The organism is Ruegeria sp. CDSA034, from assembly GCF_059612275.1.
The window spans coordinates 68014-94415 of the sequence record NZ_JBXWQH010000004.1 but is presented as its reverse complement, the minus strand read 5'-3'; the positions used below and the strand labels follow the sequence as shown (position 1 = coordinate 94415).

General features: G+C 57.7%; 26 protein-coding genes. 11 read left to right on the top strand and 15 right to left on the bottom strand.

Annotated features, from left to right (window positions below; genetic code table 11):
• Positions 1-14 precede the first annotated feature (14 nt).
• Entirely contained in the window at positions 15-1007 is a 993-nt protein-coding gene (locus AC2FLJ_RS09690; protein WP_496705706.1) for an ABC transporter ATP-binding protein, read from the top strand.
• Here AC2FLJ_RS09690 and AC2FLJ_RS09685 read toward each other — a convergent pair.
• Positions 1004-1468 carry a DUF1203 domain-containing protein gene (locus AC2FLJ_RS09685; protein ID WP_496705513.1) on the bottom strand — a complete coding sequence of 155 codons (465 nt, stop codon included), beginning with the start codon at positions 1466-1468 and terminating at the stop codon, positions 1004-1006. The two genes, AC2FLJ_RS09690 and AC2FLJ_RS09685, sit on opposite strands and share 4 nt — an antisense overlap.
• Before the next feature lie 109 nt (positions 1469-1577).
• Here AC2FLJ_RS09685 and AC2FLJ_RS09680 point away from each other — a divergent pair, with 109 nt between their 5' ends.
• The 3 genes from AC2FLJ_RS09680 (at position 1578) to AC2FLJ_RS09670 (ending at position 6047) form a co-directional block, all read left to right on the top strand.
• Positions 1578-4496: an error-prone DNA polymerase gene (locus tag AC2FLJ_RS09680; RefSeq protein ID WP_496705511.1), complete on the top strand. Its 2919-nt coding sequence runs from the start codon at positions 1578-1580 to the stop codon at positions 4494-4496.
• Positions 4497-4546: 50 nt separating this feature from the next.
• Complete coding sequence (locus tag AC2FLJ_RS09675; protein ID WP_496705510.1) at positions 4547-4960, top strand: group III truncated hemoglobin; 414 nt, start codon at positions 4547-4549, stop codon at positions 4958-4960.
• Positions 4961-5108: 148 nt separating this feature from the next.
• Positions 5109-6047: a DMT family transporter gene (locus AC2FLJ_RS09670; RefSeq protein WP_496705506.1), complete on the top strand. Its 939-nt coding sequence runs from the start codon at positions 5109-5111 to the stop codon at positions 6045-6047.
• Positions 6048-6124: 77 nt separating this feature from the next.
• Here AC2FLJ_RS09670 and AC2FLJ_RS09665 read toward each other — a convergent pair whose 3' ends face one another.
• Positions 6125-7237 carry an S-(hydroxymethyl)glutathione dehydrogenase/class III alcohol dehydrogenase gene (locus AC2FLJ_RS09665; RefSeq protein WP_496705497.1) on the bottom strand — a complete coding sequence of 371 codons (1113 nt, stop codon included), beginning with the start codon at positions 7235-7237 and terminating at the stop codon, positions 6125-6127.
• A gap of 130 nt (positions 7238-7367) precedes the next feature.
• On the opposite strand from AC2FLJ_RS09665, the gene AC2FLJ_RS09660 reads away from it, so the two are divergent.
• Both AC2FLJ_RS09660 and AC2FLJ_RS09655 read left to right on the top strand, forming a co-directional pair.
• Positions 7368-7655 carry an I78 family peptidase inhibitor gene (locus AC2FLJ_RS09660; RefSeq protein ID WP_496705495.1) on the top strand — a complete coding sequence of 96 codons (288 nt, stop codon included), beginning with the start codon at positions 7368-7370 and terminating at the stop codon, positions 7653-7655.
• A gap of 61 nt (positions 7656-7716) precedes the next feature.
• Positions 7717-9369 carry a DUF6504 family protein gene (locus AC2FLJ_RS09655; protein WP_496705493.1) on the top strand — a complete coding sequence of 551 codons (1653 nt, stop codon included), beginning with the start codon at positions 7717-7719 and terminating at the stop codon, positions 9367-9369.
• 16 nt (positions 9370-9385) lie between these two features.
• Here the strand turns inward: AC2FLJ_RS09655 and AC2FLJ_RS09650 are convergent, their stop codons facing one another.
• Entirely contained in the window at positions 9386-10111 is a 726-nt protein-coding gene (locus tag AC2FLJ_RS09650; RefSeq protein ID WP_496697356.1) for an SDR family NAD(P)-dependent oxidoreductase, read from the bottom strand.
• Positions 10112-10339: 228 nt separating this feature from the next.
• On the opposite strand from AC2FLJ_RS09650, the gene AC2FLJ_RS09645 reads away from it, so the two are divergent.
• The 5 genes from AC2FLJ_RS09645 to AC2FLJ_RS09625 are packed head-to-tail and all read left to right on the top strand — an operon-like array spanning position 10340 to position 14546.
• Entirely contained in the window at positions 10340-11671 is a 1332-nt protein-coding gene (locus tag AC2FLJ_RS09645) for an NAD(P)/FAD-dependent oxidoreductase (protein ID WP_496705491.1), read from the top strand.
• The gene (locus AC2FLJ_RS09640) at positions 11625-12170 is read left to right on the top strand and encodes a hypothetical protein (protein ID WP_496705489.1); all 546 of its coding nucleotides are present in this window, start codon (positions 11625-11627) and stop codon (positions 12168-12170) included. Before AC2FLJ_RS09645 ends, AC2FLJ_RS09640 begins: the two co-directional genes overlap by 47 nt.
• Positions 12170-13393, top strand: coding sequence for an MFS transporter (locus AC2FLJ_RS09635; protein ID WP_496697361.1), 1224 nt, complete (start codon positions 12170-12172; stop codon positions 13391-13393). Before AC2FLJ_RS09640 ends, AC2FLJ_RS09635 begins: the two co-directional genes overlap by 1 nt.
• The gene (locus AC2FLJ_RS09630; protein WP_282119665.1) at positions 13390-14007 is read left to right on the top strand and encodes a DUF3833 domain-containing protein; all 618 of its coding nucleotides are present in this window, start codon (positions 13390-13392) and stop codon (positions 14005-14007) included. The genes AC2FLJ_RS09635 and AC2FLJ_RS09630 overlap by 4 nt, the downstream gene beginning before the upstream one ends.
• A complete protein-coding gene (locus AC2FLJ_RS09625) occupies positions 14004-14546 on the top strand; it encodes a DUF3833 family protein (protein ID WP_496697363.1) in 543 nt (180 codons plus the stop codon). Before AC2FLJ_RS09630 ends, AC2FLJ_RS09625 begins: the two co-directional genes overlap by 4 nt.
• A 61-nt stretch (positions 14547-14607) precedes the next feature.
• Here the strand turns inward: AC2FLJ_RS09625 and AC2FLJ_RS09620 are convergent, their stop codons facing one another.
• The 12 genes from AC2FLJ_RS09620 to AC2FLJ_RS09565 form a co-directional block, all read right to left on the bottom strand.
• Complete coding sequence (locus tag AC2FLJ_RS09620; protein WP_113791010.1) at positions 14608-15633, bottom strand: porin; 1026 nt, start codon at positions 15631-15633, stop codon at positions 14608-14610.
• A 379-nt stretch (positions 15634-16012) separates the two neighbouring features.
• Positions 16013-17149 (bottom strand): energy transducer TonB family protein, encoded by a 1137-nt coding sequence (locus AC2FLJ_RS09615; RefSeq protein WP_496697367.1) that lies wholly within the window; start codon positions 17147-17149, stop codon positions 16013-16015.
• Complete coding sequence (locus tag AC2FLJ_RS09610) at positions 17146-17523, bottom strand: ExbD/TolR family protein (RefSeq protein ID WP_496697369.1); 378 nt, start codon at positions 17521-17523, stop codon at positions 17146-17148. Before AC2FLJ_RS09610 ends, AC2FLJ_RS09615 begins: the two co-directional genes overlap by 4 nt.
• Positions 17520-17846 (bottom strand): ExbD/TolR family protein, encoded by a 327-nt coding sequence (locus AC2FLJ_RS09605; protein WP_472722620.1) that lies wholly within the window; start codon positions 17844-17846, stop codon positions 17520-17522. Before AC2FLJ_RS09605 ends, AC2FLJ_RS09610 begins: the two co-directional genes overlap by 4 nt.
• 31 nt (positions 17847-17877) lie before the next feature.
• The gene (locus AC2FLJ_RS09600) at positions 17878-18543 is read right to left on the bottom strand and encodes a MotA/TolQ/ExbB proton channel family protein (protein ID WP_496697373.1); all 666 of its coding nucleotides are present in this window, start codon (positions 18541-18543) and stop codon (positions 17878-17880) included.
• Positions 18540-18974: a hypothetical protein gene (locus tag AC2FLJ_RS09595; protein WP_496697375.1), complete on the bottom strand. Its 435-nt coding sequence runs from the start codon at positions 18972-18974 to the stop codon at positions 18540-18542. The genes AC2FLJ_RS09600 and AC2FLJ_RS09595 overlap by 4 nt, the downstream gene beginning before the upstream one ends.
• Positions 18975-19134: 160 nt before the next feature.
• The gene (locus tag AC2FLJ_RS09590; protein ID WP_496705484.1) at positions 19135-21663 is read right to left on the bottom strand and encodes a cellulase N-terminal Ig-like domain-containing protein; all 2529 of its coding nucleotides are present in this window, start codon (positions 21661-21663) and stop codon (positions 19135-19137) included.
• Positions 21664-21708: 45 nt separating this feature from the next.
• Complete coding sequence (locus AC2FLJ_RS09585; protein WP_496705483.1) at positions 21709-22635, bottom strand: glycosyltransferase family 2 protein; 927 nt, start codon at positions 22633-22635, stop codon at positions 21709-21711.
• A gap of 1 nt (position 22636) precedes the next feature.
• A complete protein-coding gene (locus tag AC2FLJ_RS09580; protein ID WP_496705481.1) occupies positions 22637-23605 on the bottom strand; it encodes a glycosyltransferase family 2 protein in 969 nt (322 codons plus the stop codon).
• Positions 23595-24566: a sulfotransferase family protein gene (locus AC2FLJ_RS09575; RefSeq protein WP_496697380.1), complete on the bottom strand. Its 972-nt coding sequence runs from the start codon at positions 24564-24566 to the stop codon at positions 23595-23597. The genes AC2FLJ_RS09580 and AC2FLJ_RS09575 overlap by 11 nt, the downstream gene beginning before the upstream one ends.
• 3 nt (positions 24567-24569) lie before the next feature.
• Positions 24570-25451, bottom strand: a complete 882-nt coding sequence (locus AC2FLJ_RS09570) for a sulfotransferase family protein (protein ID WP_496697382.1) — start codon at positions 25449-25451, stop codon at positions 24570-24572.
• 70 nt (positions 25452-25521) lie between these two features.
• Complete coding sequence (locus tag AC2FLJ_RS09565; protein WP_282170106.1) at positions 25522-26313, bottom strand: WecB/TagA/CpsF family glycosyltransferase; 792 nt, start codon at positions 26311-26313, stop codon at positions 25522-25524.
• Positions 26314-26402 lie beyond the last annotated feature (89 nt).

Here is a 26402-nt window from a genome sequence, read left to right as displayed (position 1 = left end):
GGGGCAAGGGTCTCATGACCGATGCGGCAATCAGGATCGATGGACTGCGCAAGACCTATCGGGGTGGCAAGGGCCAGCCCGAGAAACAGGCACTGAAGGGCATAGACCTGAGCATTCCACGGGGGTCGGTGTTTGGCCTGCTGGGTCCGAACGGGGCCGGTAAATCGACCCTGATCAACATTCTGGCCGGTCTGGTGGTGAAATCTGCGGGTACAGTGTCGATTTGGGGGTACGATCAGGACCGCAACCCGCGCCAGTCCCGCGCCGCGATTGGCGTGATGCCCCAAGAGCTGAACCTTGACCCGTTTTTCACCCCCCGCGGCGCGTTGGAGGTGCAGGCCGGTTTGTACGGCGTACCCAAGGCCCAACGCCGCAGCGATGAGATCCTTGAACTGGTCGGTCTCAGCGACAAGGCCGAAGCCTATGCCCGCACGCTGTCGGGTGGCATGCGGCGGCGGTTGCTGCTGGCCAAGGCGCTGGTGCATCACCCCAAGATCCTGGTGCTGGATGAACCGACGGCAGGTGTGGATATCGAACTGCGCCAGATGCTCTGGACAAATGTGCGCAAGCTGAACGAACAGGGCATGACCATCATCCTGACCACCCATTACCTGGAAGAAGCGCAGGAAATGTGTGACGAGATTGCCATCATCAACCACGGTGAAAAAATCGCTCAGGACAGCACCGCCAACCTGCTGGGCCGAATGGATAGCCGCACCATGGTCATCGTTCCTGACAGCCCAGTCGTCGATCTGCCCGCAACCGAAGGGGTCGAAGCCGCCTTGCGCGACGATGGTAACCTTGTTCTGCAATATCGCAGCGCCCAAACCAACGCCGAGCAAGTTCTGGAATCCGTCCGCGCAGCCAATATCCGCATTCGCGACGTCCGCACTGAAGAGGCTGATCTAGAGGATGTGTTCCTCGCCTTGACGTCCAGCCGCTCCGAGGACGCCCCGGCGGCTGATCCGGATCAGCCGCGCCGGGGGATGCACAGGGTCAAGCTTTAGTCTCGGTCGATTCGGGCCTGATAGCAGTTGTTTCGCGCAGATCGGACGTGGATGTAGTCCACATCTGGTCGGGCAAAGATATCTCTGACTTTTGCACCGATCTGATCCGTGGGCGTGATCGCCCCGGTGCCATAGACGATGCGGTCATCTGTGCCATAGCCCTTAATTAGGTAGTCGGGCGACGAGGTCAGGATCTCGGGCAGGTCTTGCCCCTCGTATCGCTCACAGGGTGCAGCACACAGAAAGATTGGCCCGGTTTCCGCATATGGATGTGTCTCTAAAAAGGGCCTATGGGCCAAGATCAGCATTTCTTCGCCCTCGGGAATGTTCTGCAAACAATGGCGACACGGGTTACCGGCACCCGTTGAAACGGTCCGTTCTGGCGTTGCGCCATAGGAATCCGGGTGACCGGCCTGAAGGGCGCGTACGTCCTCGGTGGGCAATGCGGTGATTTTGAACATTTCAGGTCTCCTTTTTCCCGACATTGCCCATCGGACCAAACCCAATCGACCCGTTTCCTGCGCAAAGGACTCGAAAAAGAACAAAACGTGAATATAATATGGAATCGTCATGTATGCCGAGCTGTCGATCACGTCGAATTTCACCTTCCTCACCGGGGCGTCCCACCCCGAGGAGTATATGGAGCGTGCCGTCACCCTGGGCCTGCCCGCCATCGCCATCGCTGATGATAACTCGGTCGCTGGGATCGTCCGCGCCCATACGCAGGCGCGCGAGATCACCCGCAAGGTGCGCGAACGGCTGGAGTGGGAGGCGCAGAACACGTCCATAGGCCCGCCCTGCCCCGATCACATCCCGAAACCGCCCTCATATCCCGTCCACGCGGTGCCGCGCCTGATCCCGGCGGCACGGCTGATCTTTACCGACGCACCCACGGTTACCGCCCTGCCCCTGAACCGGCAGGGCTGGGCCAACCTGTGCCGCATCCTGTCCAAGGGCCGGCTGCGCGCCGAAAAGGGCGACTGCATCCTGCACTTGTCCGACCTGCTGGAGTTTTCCGACGGCCTCCACTTGCTGCTGTGGCCACAAACGGCCCGGTCTCCGGGCGGCGCGGACGCATGGCGGACACAAGCGCAACAGCTGACGCGCCGCTTTGCCGGGCGGATGCATCTGTTGATGCACCCCCGGTATGATGGCGCAGACAGCGCGTTTTTCTCTTTATTAGAGACTGAATCAAAACAACTCGACCTTCCCACCCTCGCCAGCGCCACGCCGCTGATGCATCACGGCACCCGCCGCAAGCTGGCCGATGTGGTGACCGCCATCCGCCTGCGCCGTAAGGTGGATGATCTGGGCCGCGAGGCACTAGCCAATGGTGAACAACGCCTGCGGTCCGAGGCCGAGATGCTGCGCATCTTCAAAGGGCATGAAGGGGCCGTTGCCCGCGCGCATGAACTCAGCGAACAGCTTACATTCTCGCTGGACGAGCTGCGTTATGAGTACCCCAGCGAGGGCAGCGAGCAGGAAACCCCGACCCAACGCCTGCATCGTTTGGCGCATGAGGGGCTGAAATGGCGCTATCCGGCAGGCGCGTCGGAGAAAGCAAAAAAGATGCTGGCGCATGAGCTCGCCCTGATCGGAAAGCTGAAATACGAGCCCTATTTCCTGACCGTCCGCGACATCGTTCATTTCGCCCGCTCGCGCGACATCCTCTGCCAGGGGCGCGGCTCAGCGGCCAATTCGGTCGTCTGTTTCTGCCTCGGCATCACCGAAGTCAGCCCCGAGATGGGCACGATGGTCTTTGAGCGCTTCGTGTCCGAGGCGCGGGATGAGCCCCCCGATATCGACGTCGACTTCGAACATGAGCGCCGCGAAGAGGTGATCCAGCACATCTATGACCGCTATGGCCGCCATCGCGCCGGCCTTTGCGCAACGGTCGTGCATTATCGCGGCAAACGCGCCATCCGCGAGGTTGGCCGCGCGATGGGCCTGACCGAAGATACGATCTCAGCGCTCTCATCTCAGCTTTGGGGCTTCTTCTCCGCCGCGGGGCTTGAGGCGGAACGGATGCGCGAGATTGGCCTCGACCCCGAAGATCGCCGTCTAAAGCAGACTCTAATGCTGGTATATGAGATCGACGGGTTCCCCCGTCACCTGTCTCAGCATGTCGGCGGCTTCATCATCACCGAGGGGCGTCTGGACGAGCTTGTTCCTATCGAGAACGCCACGATGGAGGACCGCACGGTCATCTGCTGGGACAAGGACGATATCGACACGCTGGGCATCCTCAAGGTCGATGTCCTCAGCCTCGGGATGCTGACCTGCATTCGCAAGGCCTTTGACCTGATCGGTCAGCACCATCAGACCAGCTATACGCTGGCGACCCTGCCGCCCGAGGACCCTGTCGTCTACGACATGCTGTGCAAGGCGGACTCGATTGGCGTGTTTCAGGTGGAATCACGAGCACAGATGAACTTTCTGCCCCGGATGCGGCCCCGCAATTTCTATGATCTGGTGATTGAGGTCGCCATCATCCGCCCCGGCCCCATTCAGGGCGACATGGTCCACCCCTATATCCGCCGCCGGAACGGAGAGGAGGAGGTCAGCTTCCCCTCGGACGAGTTGGGCGAGGTGCTGGGCAAAACGCTGGGCGTGCCGCTGTTTCAGGAACAGGCCATGCAGATCGCCATTGTCGGCGCAGGCTTTACCCCGGAACAGGCCGACCGGCTACGCCGGTCTCTGGCAACCTTCAAGAAGCACGGCAATGTCAGCGAATTCCGCGCGCTTTTCTTGCGCGGGATGAAACGCAACGGGTATGAACAGGACTTCGCCGAACGCTGTTTTTCCCAGATCGAAGGCTTCGGCTCTTACGGTTTCCCAGAAAGCCACGCGGCCAGCTTTGCGCTGCTGGTCTATGCCTCGGCCTGGATCAAATGCCACCATCCGGGGATATTTGCCTGCGCCCTGCTGAATTCGCAGCCAATGGGATTCTATGCCCCCGCCCAGATCGTCCGTGATGCGCGCGAGCATGGGGTTCAAGTGCGCCCGGTCTGCATCAATGCCAGCTTTTGGGACAATGTGATGGAACCTGACGGTCAGGGCGGGCTGGCGCTGCGGCTGGGCTTCCGCCAGATCAAGGGCCTCAGCGAGGAAGATGCCAGCTGGCTGACAGCCGCGCGCGGCAATGGCTACCATCAGGTCGACGATGTCTGGCGCCGTGCCGGTTTGGGACCATCGGTGATCGAACGGCTGGCCGAGGCGGATGCCTTCGCCGCCTGCGACCTGACCCGGCGCGAGGCGCTGTGGCAGGCCAAGGCGATTGCCACAGTCAAACCGCTGCCGCTGTTCTCGCAGGATCTGGAGGGTGAGGCGCTGGATGAACCCGAGGCTTACCTGCCGAAAATGACCTTGGGAGAGCAGGTGGTCGAGGACTACGTCGCCACCCGCCTCAGCCTACGGGCGCATCCGGTGGCCCTGCTGCGGCATCTGCTGACGCCCAAGCTGCGCGACAAAACCACCCCTGTCGCATGACTGCAGAACGGGATATTGCCCCTGAACAGAGTCGAAACCGGACCGCGCCAATGACCAGACCCACCCTGCCCCCACGCTTTCCTGCAACGCCGGACCAGATCAACGCGCAGGTCCGCGCCTTTTACGCCCGCGTGCGTGAGGACGCGACACTGGGACCGGTCTTCAACAAACATGTCCACAACTGGCCCGCCCATGAGGAAAAGATCGCCGCCTTTTGGCGCAACGCGATTTTGTTCGAGCGCAGCTATGACGGCAATCCGCAGCGGGTTCATATCGAACGTCCCGACGTAAAGCCCGAGTTCTTCGCCCATTGGCTGGATCTGTTCGAAGAGGTCGCGACGCAGACGCTGCCCCCTGAAACCGCAACACCGTGGGTCGCGCTGGCGCGCCGCATTGGTGTGGGAATGAAGGCCGGTGTTCAATCCGCGCGTCAACCCAAGGAAGCACCCCCGATCCTGCGGTGATCCCGCGTCATAGCGGCCATGCAATGTTAGCGGTAAATTAAGGACTATGCGCGCAGCCAAAATGGGTTTACTCAAAGGCAAGCCACCCGCAACATACGCGGTGTGATGGCACAGTCACAACACCGATACATCACCCGGGGCCACAAAGATGAGCACTCAGAACTCCACCCTCCGGGGACTCGGCTATGCGTTTTTGGGCTTTGCGGTCTTTGCCAGCCATGATGCATTGATCAAAGCGCTTGGCGGCGTCTACTCGGTGATGCAGATCATCTTTTTCGCCACGCTGTTCTCGTTTGTCCCGATGGCCGTCACGATTCTGACCGACCGGACAACCGGGAACTTTCTGCCCCATCACCCATGGTTAGTTTTGCTGCGATCTGCCCTGATGGTCACTGCGATGTCCTGCGCGTTCTATGCGTTTTCGGTTTTGCCGCTGGCCGAGGTTTATTCGCTGCTATTTTCCTTCCCGCTGATCGTGACAGTCCTGTCGATCCCCATCCTTGGCGAGGTAGTCCGCGCCCAGCGCTGGGCCGCAGTCGGTGTTGGTCTGATCGGTGTCCTGATTGTCCTTCGTCCGGGGGCGACCGACATCACCCTAGGCCATCTGGCTGCATTGACGGCGGCATTCTGTAGCGCCTTTGCATCCGTGTTGGTGCGCAAGATCGGGAATGAGGAACGATCGGCCGTGCTGATCCTGTACCCCATGTTGTTGGCCATCGCGGTGATGAGCCTTGCACAGCCTGCCGTCTATCAACCACCATCCCTGCTGCATCTTGCGATGATGGCATTGGTAGGCGTTTTCTCGGTCATCGCCCAGCACCTGATCATTCTGGCCTATCGGGCCGCGCCTGCCGGGGTTATTGCCCCCAGTCAATATAGCCAGATCATCTGGGCCACGATTTTCGGCATGGCTTTCTTTGGTGAACGCCCGGACGTCTGGGTTGCAGTCGGTGCAAGCGTCATTATCGCATCCGGCATCTACGTGGTGTGGCGCGAAAGCAGAACCAACACGACCTCAGCCAACACGCCCGTCCTGAGGGTGCGGTCACCTCGGTCGGATACCGGGGCGTCACGGCCAGGGGAGTAAACGTCAAACTAAAAAACGGCGCACTATTCCGCGCGCCGTTTTCAACCGCATTATGCGGATTGTCTCGAATTAGAGTCTTAGTAAACGACGACCGACCGAATGCTTTCGCCTTTGTGCATCAGGTCGAATCCGTGGTTGATGTCGTCCAGACCCATTGTATGAGTGATCATCGGGTCGATCTCGATCTTGCCCTCCATGTACCAGTCGACAATCTTGGGCACATCGGTCCGGCCCCGCGCGCCACCAAATGCAGTGCCGCGCCACGAGCGGCCAGTGACCAGCTGGAATGGGCGGGTCGAGATTTCGGCCCCAGCCGGCGCCACGCCGATAATGATCGATTCACCCCACCCTTTATGTGCCGACTCCAGTGCTGCGCGCATCACGCCGACATTGCCGGTGGCGTCAAAGGTGTAGTCCGCGCCGCCTTTGGTTAGGTTGACCAGATAAGGCACCAGATCGCCTTCAACCTCGGACGGGTTGACGAAATCGGTCATGCCGAACTTGGTAGCCATTTCGACCTTCGACGGGTTCAGGTCAACGCCGACGATCTGGTCCGCTCCGGCCAGACGCAGGCCCTGAATGACGTTCAGGCCGATACCACCCAGACCAAACACGATGGCACGGCTACCGATCTCAACCTTGGCAGTGTTGATGACGGCACCGATGCCGGTGGTCACGCCACAGCCGATGTAGCAGATCTTGTCGAAGGGCGCGTCCTCACGCACTTTGGCCAGCGCGATTTCCGGCAGAACCGTGTGGTTCGCGAAGGTTGAACAACCCATGTAGTGCAGGATCGGATCGCCATCCAAGGTCGAAAACCGCGAGGTGCCATCGGGCATCAGGCCCCGGCCTTGGGTTTCGCGGATCGCCTGACACAGATTGGTCTTGGGGTGCAGACAGTACTCACATTCACGACATTCAGGCGTGTAGAGCGGGATCACGTGATCACCCGGTTTCAGGCTGGTCACGCCTGGGCCCACTTCAACCACAACGCCTGCGCCTTCATGGCCCAGAATCGCCGGAAACAGGCCTTCGGGGTCAGCGCCCGATCGGGTGAATTCGTCGGTGTGGCAGAGGCCGGTGGCTTTGATCTCGACTAGAACCTCGCCCGCCTTGGGGCCTTCGAGGTTCACATCCATCACTTCCAAAGGTTTGCCCGCCTGGACGGCGACGGCGGCACGGGTACGCATGGTTGTTGTCTCCCTGTCTTATTTGCCCCGACCCTGCGTCAATTGCAGGGCATTTTCAACTGCGCTTTGGTGACAAGTTGGCTAATTGTTTGATATTGCAGTAACGACATTGTCAGAAGGAGAAACGCCAATGCACCGATTTATTCCCGCTCTGGTCCTGCTGGCAGCCTGCGCCGAGACGACCGCGCCTGTTGCAACACCTGCGTCGACGGACGCCGCCTCGGTTGATCTGGCCTTTTGCCAGGGCGAAGCTTTTGCCGATTCCATTGGCCAACCGGTGTCGACCATTCAGAGCCAGCTGCCCGAACGCTCGCGCGTTCTGGGCCCCGATGACATCGCCACACAGGATTACCGCATCGACCGGCTGAACGTTTATGTGACCGGTTCGGGGATCATTCAGCGCCTGACCTGCGGGTAAGCGTGGACTCGGCGGACGATTCTGAGGTAAGAACAAAGTGAGAACATTTTGATGTCTGCCGATGCCGAAACGCCGAATACTCTCATTGTGGTTCCCCCGTCTGGGGGCTGAACGGCTGATCCGTGCTGCGCGGGGGCTGCATGCTGGCCCTTTGGCCGTGGTTGCGGAACAGTCAAACATGCAGGTGATTACCTCGCTGAACGTGGAAGCGCAGGCCGCCGGTCTGCGTGTGGGTCAACCCGTGCGTGATGCCCACGCCATGTGTGCAGCCCTGATCACGCGACACCGCAACGCCCCGGCTGAGGCTGCGTTTCTAACCGCGCTGCGCCGTTGGGCCGGCAAGTTCAGCCCCTGGGTGGCCGAAGAGGCACCGGATGGGCTGGTCGTCGATCTGTCAGGCTGCACGCATCTGTTCGGCGGGGAAGAGGCACTACTGAGCGTCATTGAAACCGACTGTGCAGATATGGGGCTAAGCGTGCAGATGGGCATCGCCGACACGCTGGGCGCGGCCTGGGCGCTGGCGCGGTATGCGGGGCAAGAGGCCACATCAGATCGCAACGGTGATGCCATCAGTCAAGAGGCCCGCGCCACCCGCGCACGGGCGGGTAAACGGCGACACTGGACCAAGGGTGGGGCTGCACCGCAAGTGATGGCCCTGGGTGGCGGCGCACGGATCGCAGCACCAGGGCAATCTTATGGCGCGCTCAGCCCCCTGCCGATTGCGGCGCTGCGGCTGGAAGATCAGGTTGTGGCACAACTGAACCGGCTGGGCCTACGCCGGATCGGCGATCTTTTGGGCCAACCCCGGGCTTCTCTCGCCCGACGGTTCGGGCGCGGGCTGGTGATGAGACTGGACCAAGCGATGGGCAGCGCGCCCGAACCGGTATCCCCCGCGCGTCCGCCGCATCACTTTGCGGTGCGGATGACCCTGCCCAACCCGATCGGGTTGATCGAGGATGTGATGGCCGCCATCGACCGGGTGTTGCCCGCGCTGTGCACGAAGCTGGAAGAGAAGGCGCGCGGCGTGCGTACCCTGCGGCTCGAGGCGCATCGCGCCGATCAGGCGGCCGAGATCATCAAGGTTGGTCTGGCCCGTCCAACCTATGACAAACACCGCATTCGCCCTTTGTTAGAGATGAAAATCGATAAGATCGACGCAGGCTATGGCATCGACATGCTGCGGCTTGAGGCGATCCAGACCGAGCCCATCCATGCCCGCACCGTGGCCGGTCACGCCGAGGCGCGCCGTGTGGCCCGCGCGCGGCTGGAGGGCAATACAGCCGTAGATGATCTGATCGGCAAACTGGGCGCCCGGGTCGGGTTGGACGTGATCACCCGGCGGCACCCGGCGGCCTCACATATCCCCGAAAAAACCGCGCAGACGTTGGCGGCGGCGTGGTCGGAACCCGCCCGTGACTGGCCTGCCCCGTCGCGCCCGCGCCCGTTGCAGATGTGGCAGCCCGAGCCGGTGATGGCCGCTGAAGCCCCGGATGTTCCAGCCGCCTTTCGGTGGCGCGGGCGCGACTGGCAGTTGGCACAGGCCACCGGTCCGGAACGGATCGCACCCGAATGGTGGCTGGATGACCCCAACTGGCGCAGCGGCGTGCGTGACTACTGGGTGGTGGTCACCGAACAGGGTGAGCGACTGTGGCTGTTTTACGGCCATGGCGGCACGATGTCGGCAGGCTGGTTCTGTCAGGGGCAGTTTGGTTAAAACGCCTGATCAGACTCTATTTTCCGCGGTAGATCAGCCAATCCGGCAGGTAATCCAGCAAACGGATCACCCAAGAGAACGGTGCCGGGAAATCGGTGCGGAACCGGCGGCGCGACATCGCCCTGACCACCCGGTCCGCCGCGTCCTCGGGTGTCATCAGCATCGGCATCTTGAAAGTGTTCTTTTCAGTCAGCCGGGTCTTAATGAAGCCTGGATTGACGATCCGCACGGTTACCCCCGTGCCGGCCAGATCAAATCGCATCGTTTCAGCCAATGAGACAAGCGCTGCCTTGCTGGCCGCGTATCCGACAGCAGCCGGAAGCCCGCGATAGCCAGACAAAGACCCGATCAGGGTAATGTCGCCCTGTCCGGCCCGTAGAAACCCTGGCACCGTCTCACCCAACACACGCAGCGCGCCAAGGTAGTTCACGTCTGTCATGGACAGAACAGCTTCAGTATCCCAATCGGCCGATTTCATAGGCTCGTAGGCACCGGCATTGTAGACCAGCCCATCCACCACGCCGACATCTGCAACGGCCCGGCGCACAGCCGCCAGATCGGTCACATCAAACGGCACCGCCCGCGCGTTCGGAAGGGTTTTGCAAATCTCGGCCAATCGCGCCGCATTGCGCGCCGAGAGGATCAGTTTTGCCCCATGTCGGCTTAGCGCCTGGGCCAAAGATCGGCCCAGCCCCTCACTGGCGCCAACGATCCAATAGGTTTTTCCGTCAAAACTGCTCATGCTTGGGCCATCCGGACTGTCGGGTACAAATGGCCCGGACATTGGTTTCGTGTTGTTTCAGACAATTTAAGGATTTTACGGATCGGCAACAAAGCTGGATCACGTTAACGCTCAAAAAACCAGGCAAGACATCACGATGTAACGCACGTTCAAAAAAAGTCCAACGTGATTGATCCGTACCCGCATCTGATGCGTAATCCTTTTAAATTGCCGAACTAAGGGGATCACATGTTCGACGAACCAAGGGGCGCACGCAAGAAAATCGCAATTGTAGGTGCAGGAATATCAGGCCTATCCGCAGCTTACTATCTATCCGAAGACAATGATGTAACGGTCTATGAGGCCGAGCCAAGACTGGGCGGCCATGCCCGAACGGTCATGGCTGGTAAAAACGGTGATCAACCGGTCGACACCGGTTTTATCGTGTTCAACTATTCCACCTACCCCAACCTGACCAAACTGTTCGATGAATTGAACGTTCCCGTGATCAAAAGCGAGATGAGCTTTGGCGCCACGATCGACAATGGTCGCCTCGAATACGGATTGAACAATCTGCGCACCCTGACAGCGCAAAAACGCAACCTGATGCGTCCGGCCTATTACAAGATGATTTCGGACATCCTGCGCTTTGGCAAAGAAGCCCCGGAAGCTGCCAAGAACAATGACACTACGATTGGCGAACTGATCGACGAACTACGTTTGGGCCACTGGTTCCGCCACAACTATCTGATGCCCATGTGCGGGGCGATCTGGTCTACCCCCGTCGAATTCATTGACCGCTTTCCCGCACGTTCGCTGGTGCAGTTCTTCCAAAACCATGCCTTGCTGGCCGGTGATCGGTCAAAGCAGCATCAGTGGTGGACGGTCAAAGGTGGAAGCATTGAATATGTCCGCCGGATCGAGGCTGCATTGCGCTCCCGCGGTTGCGAAATCCGCGTCGCCTCCCCCGTGCAGCATGTTCAGAGGGATGAACTGGGCGTGACCGTACTCAGCGAAGGCCAAGCTGACCTTTATGATGAGATCATACTTGCCACCCATTCCGACCAGTCGCTGGCCATTCTGGGCGACAACGCCACACCCGAAGAAATTGCTGCCCTTAGCGCGATCAAGTACCAGCCCAACAAGGCCGTCTTGCATTGCGATCCCGGCCAGATGCCCAAAAGGCGGGCCTGCTGGTCCAGCTGGACCTATCGTTCACAGGCCGGAAATGTCGGCGTTACCTACTGGATGAACCGGTTACAGAACATTCCGGACAGTGATCCGATGTTTGTAACGCTCAATGTTGCGGCGGATATTCCCGCAGACAAAATCTATGACGAAGTCGGATTCGCCCATCCGGTTTTCGATCAAGCCGCACTGAAGGCCCAGGGGCAAATTCGCGACATGCAGGGACAGAACAAAACGTGGTTTGCCGGTGCATATAACCGGCATGGTTTTCATGAAGACGGGATTGCCAGCGCGATGCATGTTGTCGCGCAGTTGAATGGCACCCCGCAAACCATCGGAGCTGACAATGGCATTGCCAAAAATGACCTGGTCATCCCTGTCGCGGCCGAATAGCTCGGTCTGGTGCGTCGCTCTGCTGTCGCTGACCTTGCTGGCCCCAGTCATGCTGGAAGCGTCAACCGTGTCGAACGAATTGCCGAACGCCGAACTGCGCGGGTCCGCCACGTTCCGTTACCTTGGCCTGCCGATCTATGACGCAAAGCTGTTCACGCCAGGCGGTGCCCCGTTCAGTTGGAGCGATGATTTCGGATTGCAGCTGACCTACCGCAAAAACCTCAAGCAGAAGGCTCTGGTCGAATCCACGCTGGATGAGATGACACGGCAAGGAAACAGCGGGCTGACACAAGTCCAGCTTGAACAGTGCTTTCAGGCTGTCAGCAAAGGCGACAGCTATCTGGCCATCTCGGAAGGGCCGAACAAGGTTGGTTTCTGGCGGAACGGGCGCAAAACCTGCACCCTGTCCGGGCCAGGCGTCAAAAATACATTCATGTCTATCTTTCTTGGCGACAACACCAGATCCGCAAGCTTTACGCGGCAATTGAGGGGACAGTGATGCTGTATCCCCGGGTCAGCCTCTATGCGCTGATGCTCGCAGCGGCGGGTATTCCCCTCTACATCCACCTGCCGCGTTTTGCTGCGGTTAACCTTGGGATTAGCCTTGGGGTGATTGGAACGGTACTGCTGTTGATCCGGCTTGTGGATCTTGTGCAAGACCCGCTGATAGGCTGGGCGATTGACCGATGGCCGAAGGGTCAGTTGGCGTTCGCCGCCATGGCCGCTGTTGGGCTGGCGGTCGGCTTTCCGCTGCTCTTTGCCTTGCCACAGGGCGCAAGCGTGACATCGCTGATCCTGATCCTGATCCTGCTGTTCTCGGCCTACAGCCTCGGGACCATCCTGCTTTACGGGCGCAGCGCAACCCTGGCCAAAACACCAGACGCAAAAGAGTTAATGACACTGGCAGCCTTCCGTGAAGGTGGACAATTGGCGGGGGTTGTCATTGCCGCGAGCGCGCCTGCACTGTTCGTCGCTTTAGGGGCGAGCGCACAGGGATACCCCGCCTTTGGGCTGTTTCTGGGCGTCCTGTCGATCGTAACTATCGCGCTGACATTCCCAATGTGGCGGCGCACGCCTATTACTGGCGAGGGCCTGTCTTTTGCAGGGCTGGGCCGGGCTGGAGCATTGCGACTATTGGCGCTGGCGCTGGTCAACAGCTTGCCGGTCGCCATTACCTCAACCCTGTTTCTGTTCTTCGTCGAAGACAGGCTGCAATTGCCGGGCAAGGCGGGTCCCTTGTTGATCCTTTTTTTCCTCAGCGCCGGCACCAGCGTGCCGCTTTGGGCCAAGCTCAGCAATCGCATTGGTCCGAAACAGACCCTAATCATTGCTATGCCGCTGTCTATTGCCAGCTTCATAGGTGCTGCGATGTTGCCGGCGGGTGAGCTTTTGGGCTTTGCTCTGATCTGCCTTGCCTCGGGTGCGGCACTTGGGGCCGATATGGTGGTCCTGCCGGCCATGTTCTCGGTCGTTTTGACCCGCGCCGGCCTTAACGCCTCAGCCGCGTTCGGCATCTGGTCCTTTGCGGGCAAGCTGGGCCTCGCGCTTGCCGCCTTCTTTACATTGCCCCTGCTGGAACGCAGCGGCTTTTCACCTGGCCAATCAAATTCCGCCCAAGCCCTGGAAACACTCAATCTGGCTTATGCGGTACTACCCTGCATCCTGAAACTTGGCGCGTTTGGCATGGTCCTGACGTTGCCCACGGAGGTCTCAGCCAAATGAAAACGCTTGTTGTTTTACTGTTCGCTGCTCTCGCTTTGTTTATTGCCAAGAACCGGTTCCTGAGCTTCCGGTCGCAAACACCGGCCGACTACACCGGCACTGGGCCTGCATTCAAAATGAAAGAGGTACTGAACGGAGAGATCCTGTCCGAGGGGCTGATCTATGGGCCGAACGGCAAGATGTCGAACAGCTTTGTCGCCCGTATGGTTGGGAACTGGGATGGCAACACCGGCACGTTGTCCGAGCATTTCACCTATTCCAATGGCAAACAGATGACACGTAAATGGTATCTGACGCTGGGCACCGGCAATACGTTCATCGCCACGGCGGATGACATCGTCGGTGAAGGTCATGGAACAATTTCAGGATCAACTGTCAAACTTACCTACCGCATTATTCTTCCTGAGGATGCCGGTGGGCACACTTTGGACGTCACCGACTGGATGTACCTGACCGAAAACGGTGTAATCATGAACCGGTCCGAGATGCGCAAGTTCGGCATCAAGGTCGCAGAGCTGATTGCCACGATGCGCCCCGCGCCCGAGGTTAAATCCGCACATGTCCCCAGTTCAAACGGCTATGATGCGGACGCAGAACAAAGGCCGCTGCAATGATCTCGCGTCGGGTCCTTGTTGCGGGCCTGGCAGTCGCCGGACTGGCCGTTCTGACTGCCTGTTCAGCTAAACCGCGCGTTCCCAAGACCTTTCTGTCTGATCGGCAGTTGAACCTTGAAGAGTTTTTTGAGGGCAAGACCGTCGCCTATGGCCAGTTTCAGGATGTTCTGGGCAATATCCCGCGCCGCTTTACGGTGGATATCGACGGAACGTGGGATGGTGAAACCCTGACTCTGGTTGAGGATTTTGTCTATGATGACGGCGCCACCGAGCAGCGTGTCTGGACGCTGACCAAAACGGGCGCGGACACCTGGACTGGCAACGCCCCCGGCGTTCTGGGCACCGCCACAGGGGTCGAACGCGGCGACACGTTCAACTGGACATACAAGATCGACCTGCCGGTCAAAGAGGGCACCATGCGGGTCAACTTTGACGACTGGATGTGGCTGCTGGACGATGACCGTCTGCTGAACCGAGCCTATGTCTCGCGTTATGGCGTCCGGCTGGGCGAGGTCATCCTGTTCTTTGAGAAGAAATAAGCTAGCAAAAGAAAAGGGCAGGCTCGAAGACCTGCCCTTAAACTTTGTAGTTTAGCTCAACTTAGAAGTTGAACTGAGCACCGAAGTCAGCGCGGATGCGCCCGTCTTCGTCACCCGTTTTGATTTCGCCGATACCACCACGCAGCGATGCACCGCCGCCCAGGTCGTAGATGGCGCCAATACCGATATTGCGGGTATCGTTGTCAGCCGAACCGTCACCGTAAGCAAACTGCAGGGTGGTTGCGGCGCCGAGATTGTATGCCAGCGACAGGCCGTATGCGGTACCGTTCTCGGCATCATCAACAACGTCATCGTCCGCAACAAACAGAGTACCCGAGAAGTCACCGAATTCTGCACCCAGGGTCAGAACGGTCAGCGACTGCTTTTCGCTCGCGCTGTTCACGTTCGCCTTGGTCTGACCATAGGCCAGTGCAGCGGTGATGTTGTTGAAGGTGTAAGTTGCACTGACGTCCCAGCGGTCTGCGTCCTGCGCAACACCGTCAAAAGCAATCGTTGCCTGGTCATATGACGCGCCGAATGCGAAATCGCCAACTGCGTACTGGAAGAACACAGCATTCGCGCCTGAACCGGTCGAGGTGTACTCCAGGAAGCTGTAGTTCACGCCCGAATACTGACCCAGAAACTCTTCCAGGCCCGGTTCGTTACCGAAGTAGTTTGCCAGGTTGTCAAAGGAACCTGCAACGTTGCCAGCGTCAACACGCAGACCACCGTAGATGACCGAGAAGCGTGCGCCGTTCAGTCCCGCGCTGTTCTGTTCGCCGTTGCCGGAATCGTCATCAGCCTGCAGACGCACACGTGCCTGGAACTCAACGCCGCCATCGGTTTCTGCGGTGCCGTCGATGTTCAGGCGGAAACGCGAGACCAGGATGGTGTTGTCGGTGTCGACGTTCGCGGTGCCATCAGCGACGATGTCGCCGTTTGCATCCGTGGTAAAGTTGTTAACAGTGCCGGTGCGATCTTCTTGGTAGCCAATACCAAAACGACCGTAGCCGCTGAATTTAACGTCGGCCGCTGCAACGCTTGCAGTTGCAATCAGAGCCGTCGATGCAATGAGAAGATTTTTCATGGTAAACCCACAAGTTTTGAGAGGAGTGCAGCCGCTAGGGCGACTGCTGGCCTACTCGGACAAATTCCGAGCGTGCGCAATGGTTTCGCTGCATTTCATTCTGGGCAAGGTTGGTATTTGTTGCATCTTTGCAAATGCAGAATACCGCACGAAACCCAATTTCCTGAGTATTTACGTATGTTTCGCGATCAGCAGTGTTTCGTTACAAAAAGTTGATCAAAGAAATGCGACGATGCCCCTTTAAATGCCAAAAAACGTACATGTTTGCAATTGAGACTTCCCGGGGGCTGACCCCACCTTCCGAAAATGGGCAGATTCGGGCAAAATCCCGCTCAAAACAGGTTCTGTGATGGGTAAATCGGATGATGAAACCCACCAATCAATTGCTGGTGTAGAAGAAAGACAGCTTGCGGCTGACCCCACCTGGCGGCAGCGGAAAGGGCGAAGCCGCCTGCACTTGCGCCCTTGCGGCCCGGTCAACATCGGACGACCCTGAACTGTCGATGACATCGACCCAGGCCAGCGTGCCATCGGGATTGATTTCGAAAAACACCTTGGCGAATCCCCGGGCAGCAACAAATACCGGGGGTGCGCGGTTCAGGTGGACCAAGACCTCACCCGCATAATTGGTAGTGTCCGAATTGCCGGGGCCACGCCCGCCCGAACGGCTGCCACTACTGCCAGACGTGAAGGCATCCAACCCTTCCCGCCGATAGGCGTAAAGGGGCGATTCAACCACCTCTGACGGAAACTGCAACTCGCTGAAGTCCCGCGCACCATTCAGCACGCCCCGCCGTTCCGGCGTCGGTTGGCGTTCAGGGCGCTGCGGCCGGATCGAAGACGTCACGGCCAGTTCTGTCACGTCTTCATTTGCATCCTGTTCGGTTGGATCAACCGGATCATCCGGCTCAATCGCCTCGGACTCCAACGGTACAACAGGGATCGCGGCCTCGGGCGACGGGTTGACCGGCAGCGCCGCCAGCTCTTGCGGTTGGGGCGATACGGGCTGGACCTCGGTCGCGACCTCTGGCTCGACCGCGACTGCCTCGGGGATTCCTTCGGGCACATCGGTCGCTGTTTCCGCCTCGACCGGCGGGGTTTCGTCGACATCTTCGCTGGCGGCGGCATCGCCTTCGGATGTGTTTTCGGTCTCTGCCACATCAGGCTCAACCGGTTCCGTGGCAGTCGGCTGGACCACTTCGGATTCGCCGATATCAGGCGCGTAAACCTCCCGCGGGTTTTCAGACGCCACAAGCGCCTCACTGACCGGGATTTCCGGTTCCTCAGGCAGCCTTTCAACCGGTGGCTCTGGTGCCTCGGCCGGTTCAGGTTCAATCGGTTCGGCGACAACCTCGGCAAGATCCTCGAATGTCGTGCTTAGCTCAATTGATTCAGGCGCTTGGCCGCCTGGCGCGTCTTCTGCAAGCCGCTGCCCGGTCACGCTTAACCCCATCAGGTGCAAAAACAGCGACACCAGAATGGCCACCACCGCAATCATAACCGACCGGCGGATCATTCCAGCGCCTTCTCGGTCACAACAAAGACGGATGACGCGCCCAGACGGCGTAAAGCACCGGTCACCTCGATCAGACGCGGGCCCGGTGCGTTTCGGTCGGGCACGATGCGCACGGCTTCGTCCCCTTGGCCACGCATATGCGCTTCGGGATCTGTTGGCGTTCCACGATAGCTCAGCGTGCCGTCGGCGTGCAGGATCAGCGCATCAGGTGGCTCGCGCCCTTCAAGGTCTGCGGTGTTCACGAGCTCAAGATCCGGATCCAACGGCGGGGCCAGCGTACCGGTGAGCAGGAAAAAGATCAGCATCAGGAAAACGACGTTGATCAGGGCAATCGTCGAGTCGCGTCTGCGTTTGGGGCGCCTGTACTTGATCATTCCAGCACCAGAACGCTTAACCCGTCACGCCCGCGCAGCCGGACCAATACGTCGATGACACGCTGCGCCGTTGTATCCGGGTCCAAACTGACCAGAACCTGCCCGGCCTCCAATTGCGTTTCCAGATCATTGAGAGAGACCGTTTGCCCGTTCAGCACCAGCCGTTCCGCCCCCAACTGCAGGAACAACCGCTCGGTCGGTGTCGCCGAAGTCGTACTGCCGCCCACTGCATTGCTCAGCTCGATCTCGCCATATTTGGCAAAGGTCGAGGTCAACATGAAGAACAGCAACAGCAGGAAAATCACGTCGATGAGCGGAGTCATCGACATGGGACGCCGTACGAAGGGTGCGGTGTTACGCATGTCCGGGGGCGGTCGCCACAGCCCGCACATCGTCGGCCTGCGGAACGGCCTGCCCCGGCACCAGAATTGTGCGCAGCGCCTTGTCCGCAAAGACCCGTTCGCGCGCCGTGCGACTTTCGAACCAGGACAACAGCATCGAGGTCGGCATCGCCACGGCAAGCCCCACAGCCGTTGTCAGCAGGGCAACCCAGATACCTCCGGCAAGCAGGGATGGGTCGACAGACGACCCAGCGGATTGCAGGCTGCGAAACGCCTCAATCATCCCCAGGACCGTGCCGAACAGACCCAGAAGCGGCGCAAGCTGCGCCACGGTGTCCAGCAGTCGGAAGCCGCGTTCAAGCCCGGCAAGCGCCAGACCGGCCTCGGCATCCAGCCGTTGGTCCAGACCCGGCGTGTCTGAGGCATTCATCGCAACCCGTACCAGGGGGGCAAGGTAACTGCGGCTTTTGTCCAGACGGGCGTGGGCGGTTTGCGGATCGCCAGCATCCCAGGCCGCCAGCGCCTCGGACAACACCCGGTGACGCCCGACGCCAGATGCTGCGAATTGCCAGAGTTTGTAAAGCGTGACCGCAACAGTCACCACCGACATCGCGATCAGGATCGCAACAACAGGCCCGCCCAGATCAAGGATTTCGCGCAATGCATCAAAGGGGCTCATCCAATCAACTCCACATCTGTTCGGCTTTGCAGTTTCAAGGCCTCATGACAGACCTGACTGTCCGATCCGGCAACAACGCAGGTATTTGCACCGTTGATCAAGGCTCTACCAACAGCGCCGCATGTCATGCCGGGAAGATCGAACTGGCGTACGCGTGGTCGATCGACAGGCAGATCACGAAAATTGAATAATGATAGGCTGACCACACTACCAGAGGCATCGAAAATTACGGTTTCATAGCTAACAGCATCAATTGCTGCGCCTGTTTTGTTTTCGATCACAAAGGTCAACCTACATGCCTGGCCAACATCCTGAACCGTATTGAGTTCCATGATCAAACCGGTCGGTTTGTTTTCCTCTGACTGGGCCAATGCTGCTACTGGCAAAGAGCAAAAGCTAAGAAAAACAAGTGCCGAACGGAGAAACAACATTGACACGCTCCTAGTTAATCAATGCGGAAATCTATAGACGGCAAGGCTCCGCTGGTGCTGGAGTACACATAGTCAAGACAGCAAGAGTGTCAAAGGGTTTCAACAGCTTTTCAAAGGCCCACGATCCGGTGCTCCGAGAACTTAGGTTTTATTGCGTGGGTCAGTCAGGCAGAGTTGCAAAGGCACAGGCCACCAGCCATTCCATCGCATTCGACTTGATCCCATGTTCGGCCGCGATTGCAATACTGCGGCTTTCAAAAATCTGTGTGTAGATAGGCCAGGCTTCCTGATTGGGTGGGTAGAACGCTCCGGCGGTCTTACGCTGTTCCCATTCATACAACTTCCCCCCCGCTACGCCGAAACTGATCTGTCCGGGGATTTTTTTGCCACTGAGTTCGTCCGTAAAGAGCGGGTCAGAAAATTCCCGATGCCCAAGCCCTTGCACGAAACTCACGTTGGCGGGGTTACATCCCAGTCCGAACCACATTCCCTCAACTGCAGCGTTACGCACTTCCGTGGTCGCCACACCTTCTGACGCGAAATACATTGCCATTTGCCCCGCCCGCCAGTTCGAACCGGGGCCAAAGCGTAGCCATCCCAGGCCCCAGGGATAAGCGGCAGTGTTGTGCAGCCCGAAGTCGCGCCCCATGCGCTTACCGTTCAGGGTGCGCTGCTTGATCCACCCTTCGATGGCTCCAACGATCGCGGTATTAACCTCTCGACCCTCGCGCGCGGCTCGCACATACTCAAGATAAGCGGCCGGAAACACTTCTTTTTTCAATGAAGAGTCTGGCTTCTCGGCTTGCGGCACGAAAGGGTTTTGGTCTTCAAATACCTTGCGCGCTTGAGGATCTCCGCTAGCTCGGTAGACAGTTGCGGCCGCGGCGATACGGATCTGGTTAACTCTACTAAGTGCAGAGTCAGAAAACCCGTCGGTTGGCTGTTGTTCGGCCCAATGCCAAGCGCGTGTTGCCTCAGCGACGATGGCACTTCCTAGAACGGTATCGCCGCAGACATGATGGATCACATGGCCCAGCTTTGCAGCCCCATAAGCAAAACGATAAGCAGCCCAATCCTCTGGGCCATATGCATATGCTTTCTGAACAGGGTTCCATGATACTGAGCCCAGAATTCCGCTGATGGAATACTCGACCCCTCCGATAATCGCACCATTTTCGTGCTGAGTTCGACGCCACAGCGATGCCCCCCAAAGTGCCTCGTGGATCAGATCAGGCAGAACGGTTTCGCCGTCACCCCTATCGTCATCGTCTTTGCGCGATGCGACATCTGCGTGCGAGAAGGTTTTTTTGCTTTCCGGAAGGTTCAGGTTCAGACTGCGACAATGGGGGAAGGTCTCGACGATATCGGCCATGTGGAAGACGACATCCATATGTTGAATGCGCCGATCCCAATCCCCGGCATCATGCCAACCGCCCCAAGCTTTGGGGTTGGCCTTCATAGATGAGCGCTCGGGTGCCGTGTCTGACCCGCCCAGAGTGTTTACATTTTCTGACAGCGCTTTTGGGGCCCGCACCTTGCCGTAGCCATCCCTCATATTCCCAAGCTTCAAATCCGTCTGCCAGACCGTCAGCCCATCTGCCGGATGCCCGTTGCGGGGACGGGTTCGGCCCTCACCATAAGGTGCGGCGATCTCACAGCCAGACCTTTGATGGAAATACCAACGGGCAGCCAGGCGGAGCGCTTCATCATAGGCCGCTAGGGATACGTTGAACGGGAATGACCGCCCTAATCCAGATACCTGAATCTGGTATTCACCATCAAGTTCAAGGTCGGAGAAGTCGGCCTCATAAATACTGCAACCATTGAAGTTAAGGCCATTCCGATGTGGTTCTTCGGAGGGTTTGGCCAAGGTCAAACGACCCGATCGAACAACGGCGCCATTTTGCGTAGATACCAAGCTCCATTCAGTTGCGGGTGACAACAATGCATCAGTGCTGCCATTTTTGCCGACCTGATCCTGTCCCAGCCAACTGCCGACATAAGCCTTTTTGGGCCCGGTCAAAGGATAGCCCGCCTGACACACATGGATGGATTCACTGAATACGTCTGGGTCTTTTACATATTCAGTCTCGGCAAAGGATGGACCCGTGATGCTCAGAACAGCACCTTGAGGAATGGCGCGGTCAAGTTCAAATGTCACCAAATGCCGCTTGGTGCTTTCCCACCGACGATCAGCAACGGCTAGCGTGCGAATGGGCGAAGACTTGCGCCAGAGACCGACAATGCCCGCTGGCTGTCCGTCAATCAGAACACGCCAGTTGTCGGTTCGATCCGCCGCTGCCTGCGGCTGAATCGCAGAGTTACCGATGCGAAAACCGTCCTTCCGACTTTGCTCCTGAACCTTAGGCCAGGCAGTAAATATTTGCGGCGCTGTGGTATGCGCATCGCCCGAGAAATAGCCCGGCAATCCGTTCAGCTTGCCGGACGCACCAAACCCGTTTGCCGGGTCCGGTGACCAGCGAACCCGGTCGGAACGCAACACTTCGACCGGGGTCGACATGTCCAACATCGTGTCTATCACCGTCAATTGGAACCCATTCTCTCCGACATATCCAACATCGGCCTTGTCGGCGGCGGCCGCTGTAAAACTGGGCGCCAGCGTAACCACAATTGGCGCGGCGGCCACCGCCGTGCCCCGCAACAAAAATGCCCGCCGTGAAAGTTGCATTTGCCCCATCCCCTCCATAGGCGCGAGAAAGCCCCTAGCCTAAGCTTACACCCTTCGATCCAAACTGCGCATGAACCTATAGATCAGTTTTGGGCGAAACAGGCTGTCAGGATACATAAACATCCCACAGACGCCCTCCAACAGCGCTAGCGGTTTGCGCCCATACTGATATTGGTTCCGAACCCCGGACCAGAAGATATCAATCTTCCGCGCACGCAGCAGGAATCGCAACCGCGACCCGAAGGCTTGCCGCATTGCCGGGTTGGCTGAAACCTTTTCGATGCACGGCACTCGCCGGGCAAAAGCGGGATCACGGGCTCTGAAGTTCGCTCCGCTGGCCACCTGCCGATAATACAAAAGTGGCGGTCCTTCGACTACGGCGAACCCTCCGATCAAAGCGACACGGCACCAGAACTCCCAATCCTCGCCATACACGAGGTCTTCTTCATAACCGCCGGACTGCCGCGCTGCATCGGCTTTCATCGCAAGCGCACCGCCATTCACCACATAGTTTTTACGCAACAACACAGCCAATTGGTCCTTGCTAGGAACAAGTAAGCGGTTGTCCGCGCCATTCATCTCCTGCCCCACGGTGTTGATCCGTTGGACACCGGCGATGGCTGCAACGGCGTCGGACGTTGCCAGCACATCCGAGTATCTTTGCAACGCTTCAGGGTGCAGCAAATCGTCCGCATCCAAAAACAGCACGAACTTTCCGAGCGCTAGACTCAAACCTAGGTTGCGGGCCGCACCGACACCTTTGGCCCGGCCAGTCACTGGGGTAAAACGCACGTCGCGCATAGCGAAACGCTCCAAGATCTCACGGGTGTCGTCTGTCGAGCCATCGTCAATACACAAAACTTCGAATTCCGTCATTGTTTGCCGGCATACGCTTTGTAGCGTTTCCTCGACATAGCGCTCCATATTCCGAGCGGGAATGATGATCGAAAACTCAGGTTTTGAGTTGTCCATATCAGCCCCCTCCTGCTCGGTCGAAGCGGACGGCAGCTGTATTGTATTCGTCGAAACGGATCTGCAAAAAGGCCGCCAACATCCCGGCCCCACGATAAATTTCGAGCGCTCCTTTACAGCATCTTGCCTTTGACCCGAAACCAAGGAAAACGCACATCACAAGCCCCCAACCTATAGCCGCAAAACCTTTTACCACACGTATCGGTATTCCCTTGCGACGGATTTGAGCTATCCGCGCCAGTGTATGCCCCATGCGAAACCAACGACGCCTGAGCCAATGCATCGTCGCCCGGTGAGCTGGGATATGATCCCAGACCAGAGCCTGCGCAGCAGCGCGGATAGTTCCGCCCGATTCGATCCGAAGTCGCGAAAAAAACTCCTCATCCTCTCCGCCAGTGGTGTTAAAGCGGGCGTCGAACCTCATGGTCTGTTTTCTAATGATGGCAGCATCCGCCATTGAATTGTTGGTGGCAGCTGATGGAAGTTCAGCCCCCTGCTCATAGGGACCCATTCGGAACAGGTTCAGTTGTTCGACCCAAGCGGGTGGAGCTTCGTCGTAACGCGGTTCGACAGCTCCCTGAACCGCAACAGTGTTTGGTAAAATCATGGTTCCTAATAACTCTGCCAACCAGTTTTCAGAGGCGGTTTCATCATCATCAAGAAATGCAAAATAGTCCGCATCCGGAGGGGCCTCGGCCAATGTCCGGTTGCGCGCCGATACAATCCCGCGTTCGTGTTCCAGAACGTAAATCACTGGCCAACATGACAAATCCTGAATTTCGCCCAGAACCGAACGGGCCGTCGTAGCTGGAGCGTTGTCTGCAATCACGAGCGTTACGCGCACATCGCGGGCGCCAAGCTGCTGATCGTTCAGGCTGTCAATCAATGCCCGCAATCCCTGTGGACGTTTATAGGTCGCTATACAGATCGCAACGTGGGTTCCCGCCTGAGATCGTGCGTCAACGCTCATAACCGACCATCTCTAGCGCATGCCCTGCTATTCTGTCGAACCTCGCCTTTTTTCCGTCTGACCATGATGCCCAGCGCTTGATCGGGTTGAAATCCACTGACTTGGTCTCTGGTTGCCAGCGCTCTTGATCCGAAGCCTTCGAGCGGGACGATCCACGAACGGGCATCTTGTCGATTTCATCCCAAGGGAACACGGCTTCATCCAACCCAATATGATACAAGGTTTTTCTTACGTATTCATGCGTATCGGCAAGGATATCTTCGTAGCGGACGACCATTGTATCGTCGTTACGGTTCAGGCCACCTTCGGCAAATGTCATGATGGCCTCGGCACCCAAACGCCATTCATCCGCCAGTTGGCGGAAATTTTTGCTCGTAAGTGAAAACCGAGAAAATGTCTTGAGCGAAGAGTCAACGACATCACGCCCGTCCCGAATGCACAGGATGATCTTTGCATCGGGAAAGATGTACCGCGCCAGTGACAGGTCATGAACGTGGGGGCATTTCAGCAATATGTTCTTACCATCAACCTGCGCTTGCAGTTCTCTGAACCAGCTGCCAGCAAGCATGGCCAGCACGTCATACTGGCCCAAGACTTCTTCGTTTCTTGGGAAGTATCGCAAGAAATCCCGAGTAAAAGCCGCAGCATCCCCAGCCGCGTGCAATAGAGGGAACTCATATAGACGACCCGGATCAGCCCCAACATCAGGGTGCATTGCGATGAGGTCGCGCAAGAAATTGGTGCCTGATCGCGGCATCACACCAAGCACTAAAACCGGAGTCTCGATGCTGCCACGCGCTTTTCGAGCTAATGTGGCAAGCTTCTCCCCTTTCTCCGGAGAGATAACCGGCAGAAAATCCTCGCTATCCAGAAAGCGCGCGCCCAGCAAACGCCGGGTCATCCGCACCACTTGGTTCAAGCGCATATCTCCAGCCATGTTCAAAGTGTTTGATACGCTCATAATTCACTCATTCGCTGCAGAATTGACAAAACTCATATCGCGCCAGGTCGGCCAGGGTAGAACCGCACGCCCAGTAAGTTGCGCCACATACTTAACATCTGATCGGAAATGCTCGACCAGCATCTCCCGCATTTCTGGCGTCGGAGGTGCTACCTTCGTCTTCAAGTGTTGCTTGTTCATCGAAATAGCCTGCTTGAGCCCAGGCGCTTTTTTGAGGTTTTTCACCAGATCCTGCATCCCCAGCGAGCGCATCGCATCCCCTCCGTAGCGCAGCGTTTTTTGAACTACTGGGTAAAGGTAAGTTACGTTTTCGTGATGCCGTTCTGTGAGTGACGCTGGGTGCCGTTTGGGTTCAACACCAAGATGACCACACACTTGCTCATAAATTACATTTGGATTCGACGCGATGTCCTCGGAAAACAAAACGAGCAGAGCATCGCGATCGAAATTCGCCAGCCAGGTCTCTAGAACAGCCTTGTATTGGCTTTGTAGTGAATATGCAGGATTTCGTTTCCAAGCGGCTTCGAATGTTGTTTCTGGTGGGATATGGCCTTTGCGGATCTCGTGCATATGGTTCGAAAATGCCCGTTCGATTGGGTCTCGCAATATGCATATAAGCTTCAGATCCGGGCTATACTGGGCTGCGCGTTCAGCGGCGTCACGACTAAAGAAGTAAGTCGGCGAGCACTCACCCTTGATCGCATTTTCAGAACTGCCATGGAAATAGCTCTCGTACCATGTGTATCCACGGTCATAATTCGCCGTAAAAAAATTAAGCTCCTTGGGCTCGCTGGTCGCAATCAATGGATGCTCTGAGAGAACATGATGCAACCAAGTGGTTGCAGCTTTCTGCGCGCCAATTCCTATGAAATCCACTTTCGACACATGAATTCCCTTCTGAACAACTCAACCCACTAACAAGACAAGGGAAAAAGCCCCGAGCCTTTTTAACAATTCACTTTAACTTCAAAATATCTTTCTTAAGAACCACGCTGATCGTATGGGGGTACCTGCGAAAATGCCTCTTTCGAATGTGACCGGGGCCAGTCGCGGTACGGTGAAGCCATTCCAATCCGATTTTTTGCATCCAAACAGGCGCGCGCGCATAGTCTCCGACCACATAATGAAAGCAACCGCCGCATGTCACGATCCAAGCGCAATGCTCCAGACGAGGCGTAATTTCGAGTGAAAAGAGTTGCTCCTTTGGCTTACCCAACCCAACCCAAAGAACATCGGCCTTACTGTCATTGATGTCAGCGACAACCGCGTCAACTTCAGACTCGTCAAAATAGCCGTTCCTCCGACCTGCTATGGTCAAGCCAGGATGAAGCTCAATCAGCTTTTCAGCGCAGGAACGGTTGATCTCTTCCGTGCCACCCAACAGATAGTAACTGATATCATGCTTAACGGCAGGTCCGGCTGCTGTGTGGATGAAATCTGTTGTCGCCGTGCGCTCTGGTATTGGCTTCGAACCTCGCGCAAATTTGGAAGCCCAGACAACGATCTGACCATCCGCATGCACTATGTCCGCAGAATTAATTGCCTTGGCAAATTGCGGGTCCTTTTCGTACAGCGAGATACCGTATGCATTAGCATCGAAAACAGTCAATGCGCGTTGAGCCTCACCGCTTCGCCGGCGTTTGACATCTTCGACCATCGCTGAGCTAAGTTCGGTATCGCTGACAAGCGCAACTGGCATCCCACTTACAATCACATGTGGCAAGCGCATCTTCAGAACTCGCTCCATCGTTACTCACTCTCAAAACAAATAGTACAAATACTTCTAACTTGAGCAACACTATCAAAGACCGCATTTTTTTTGAAACTAAAATTGCT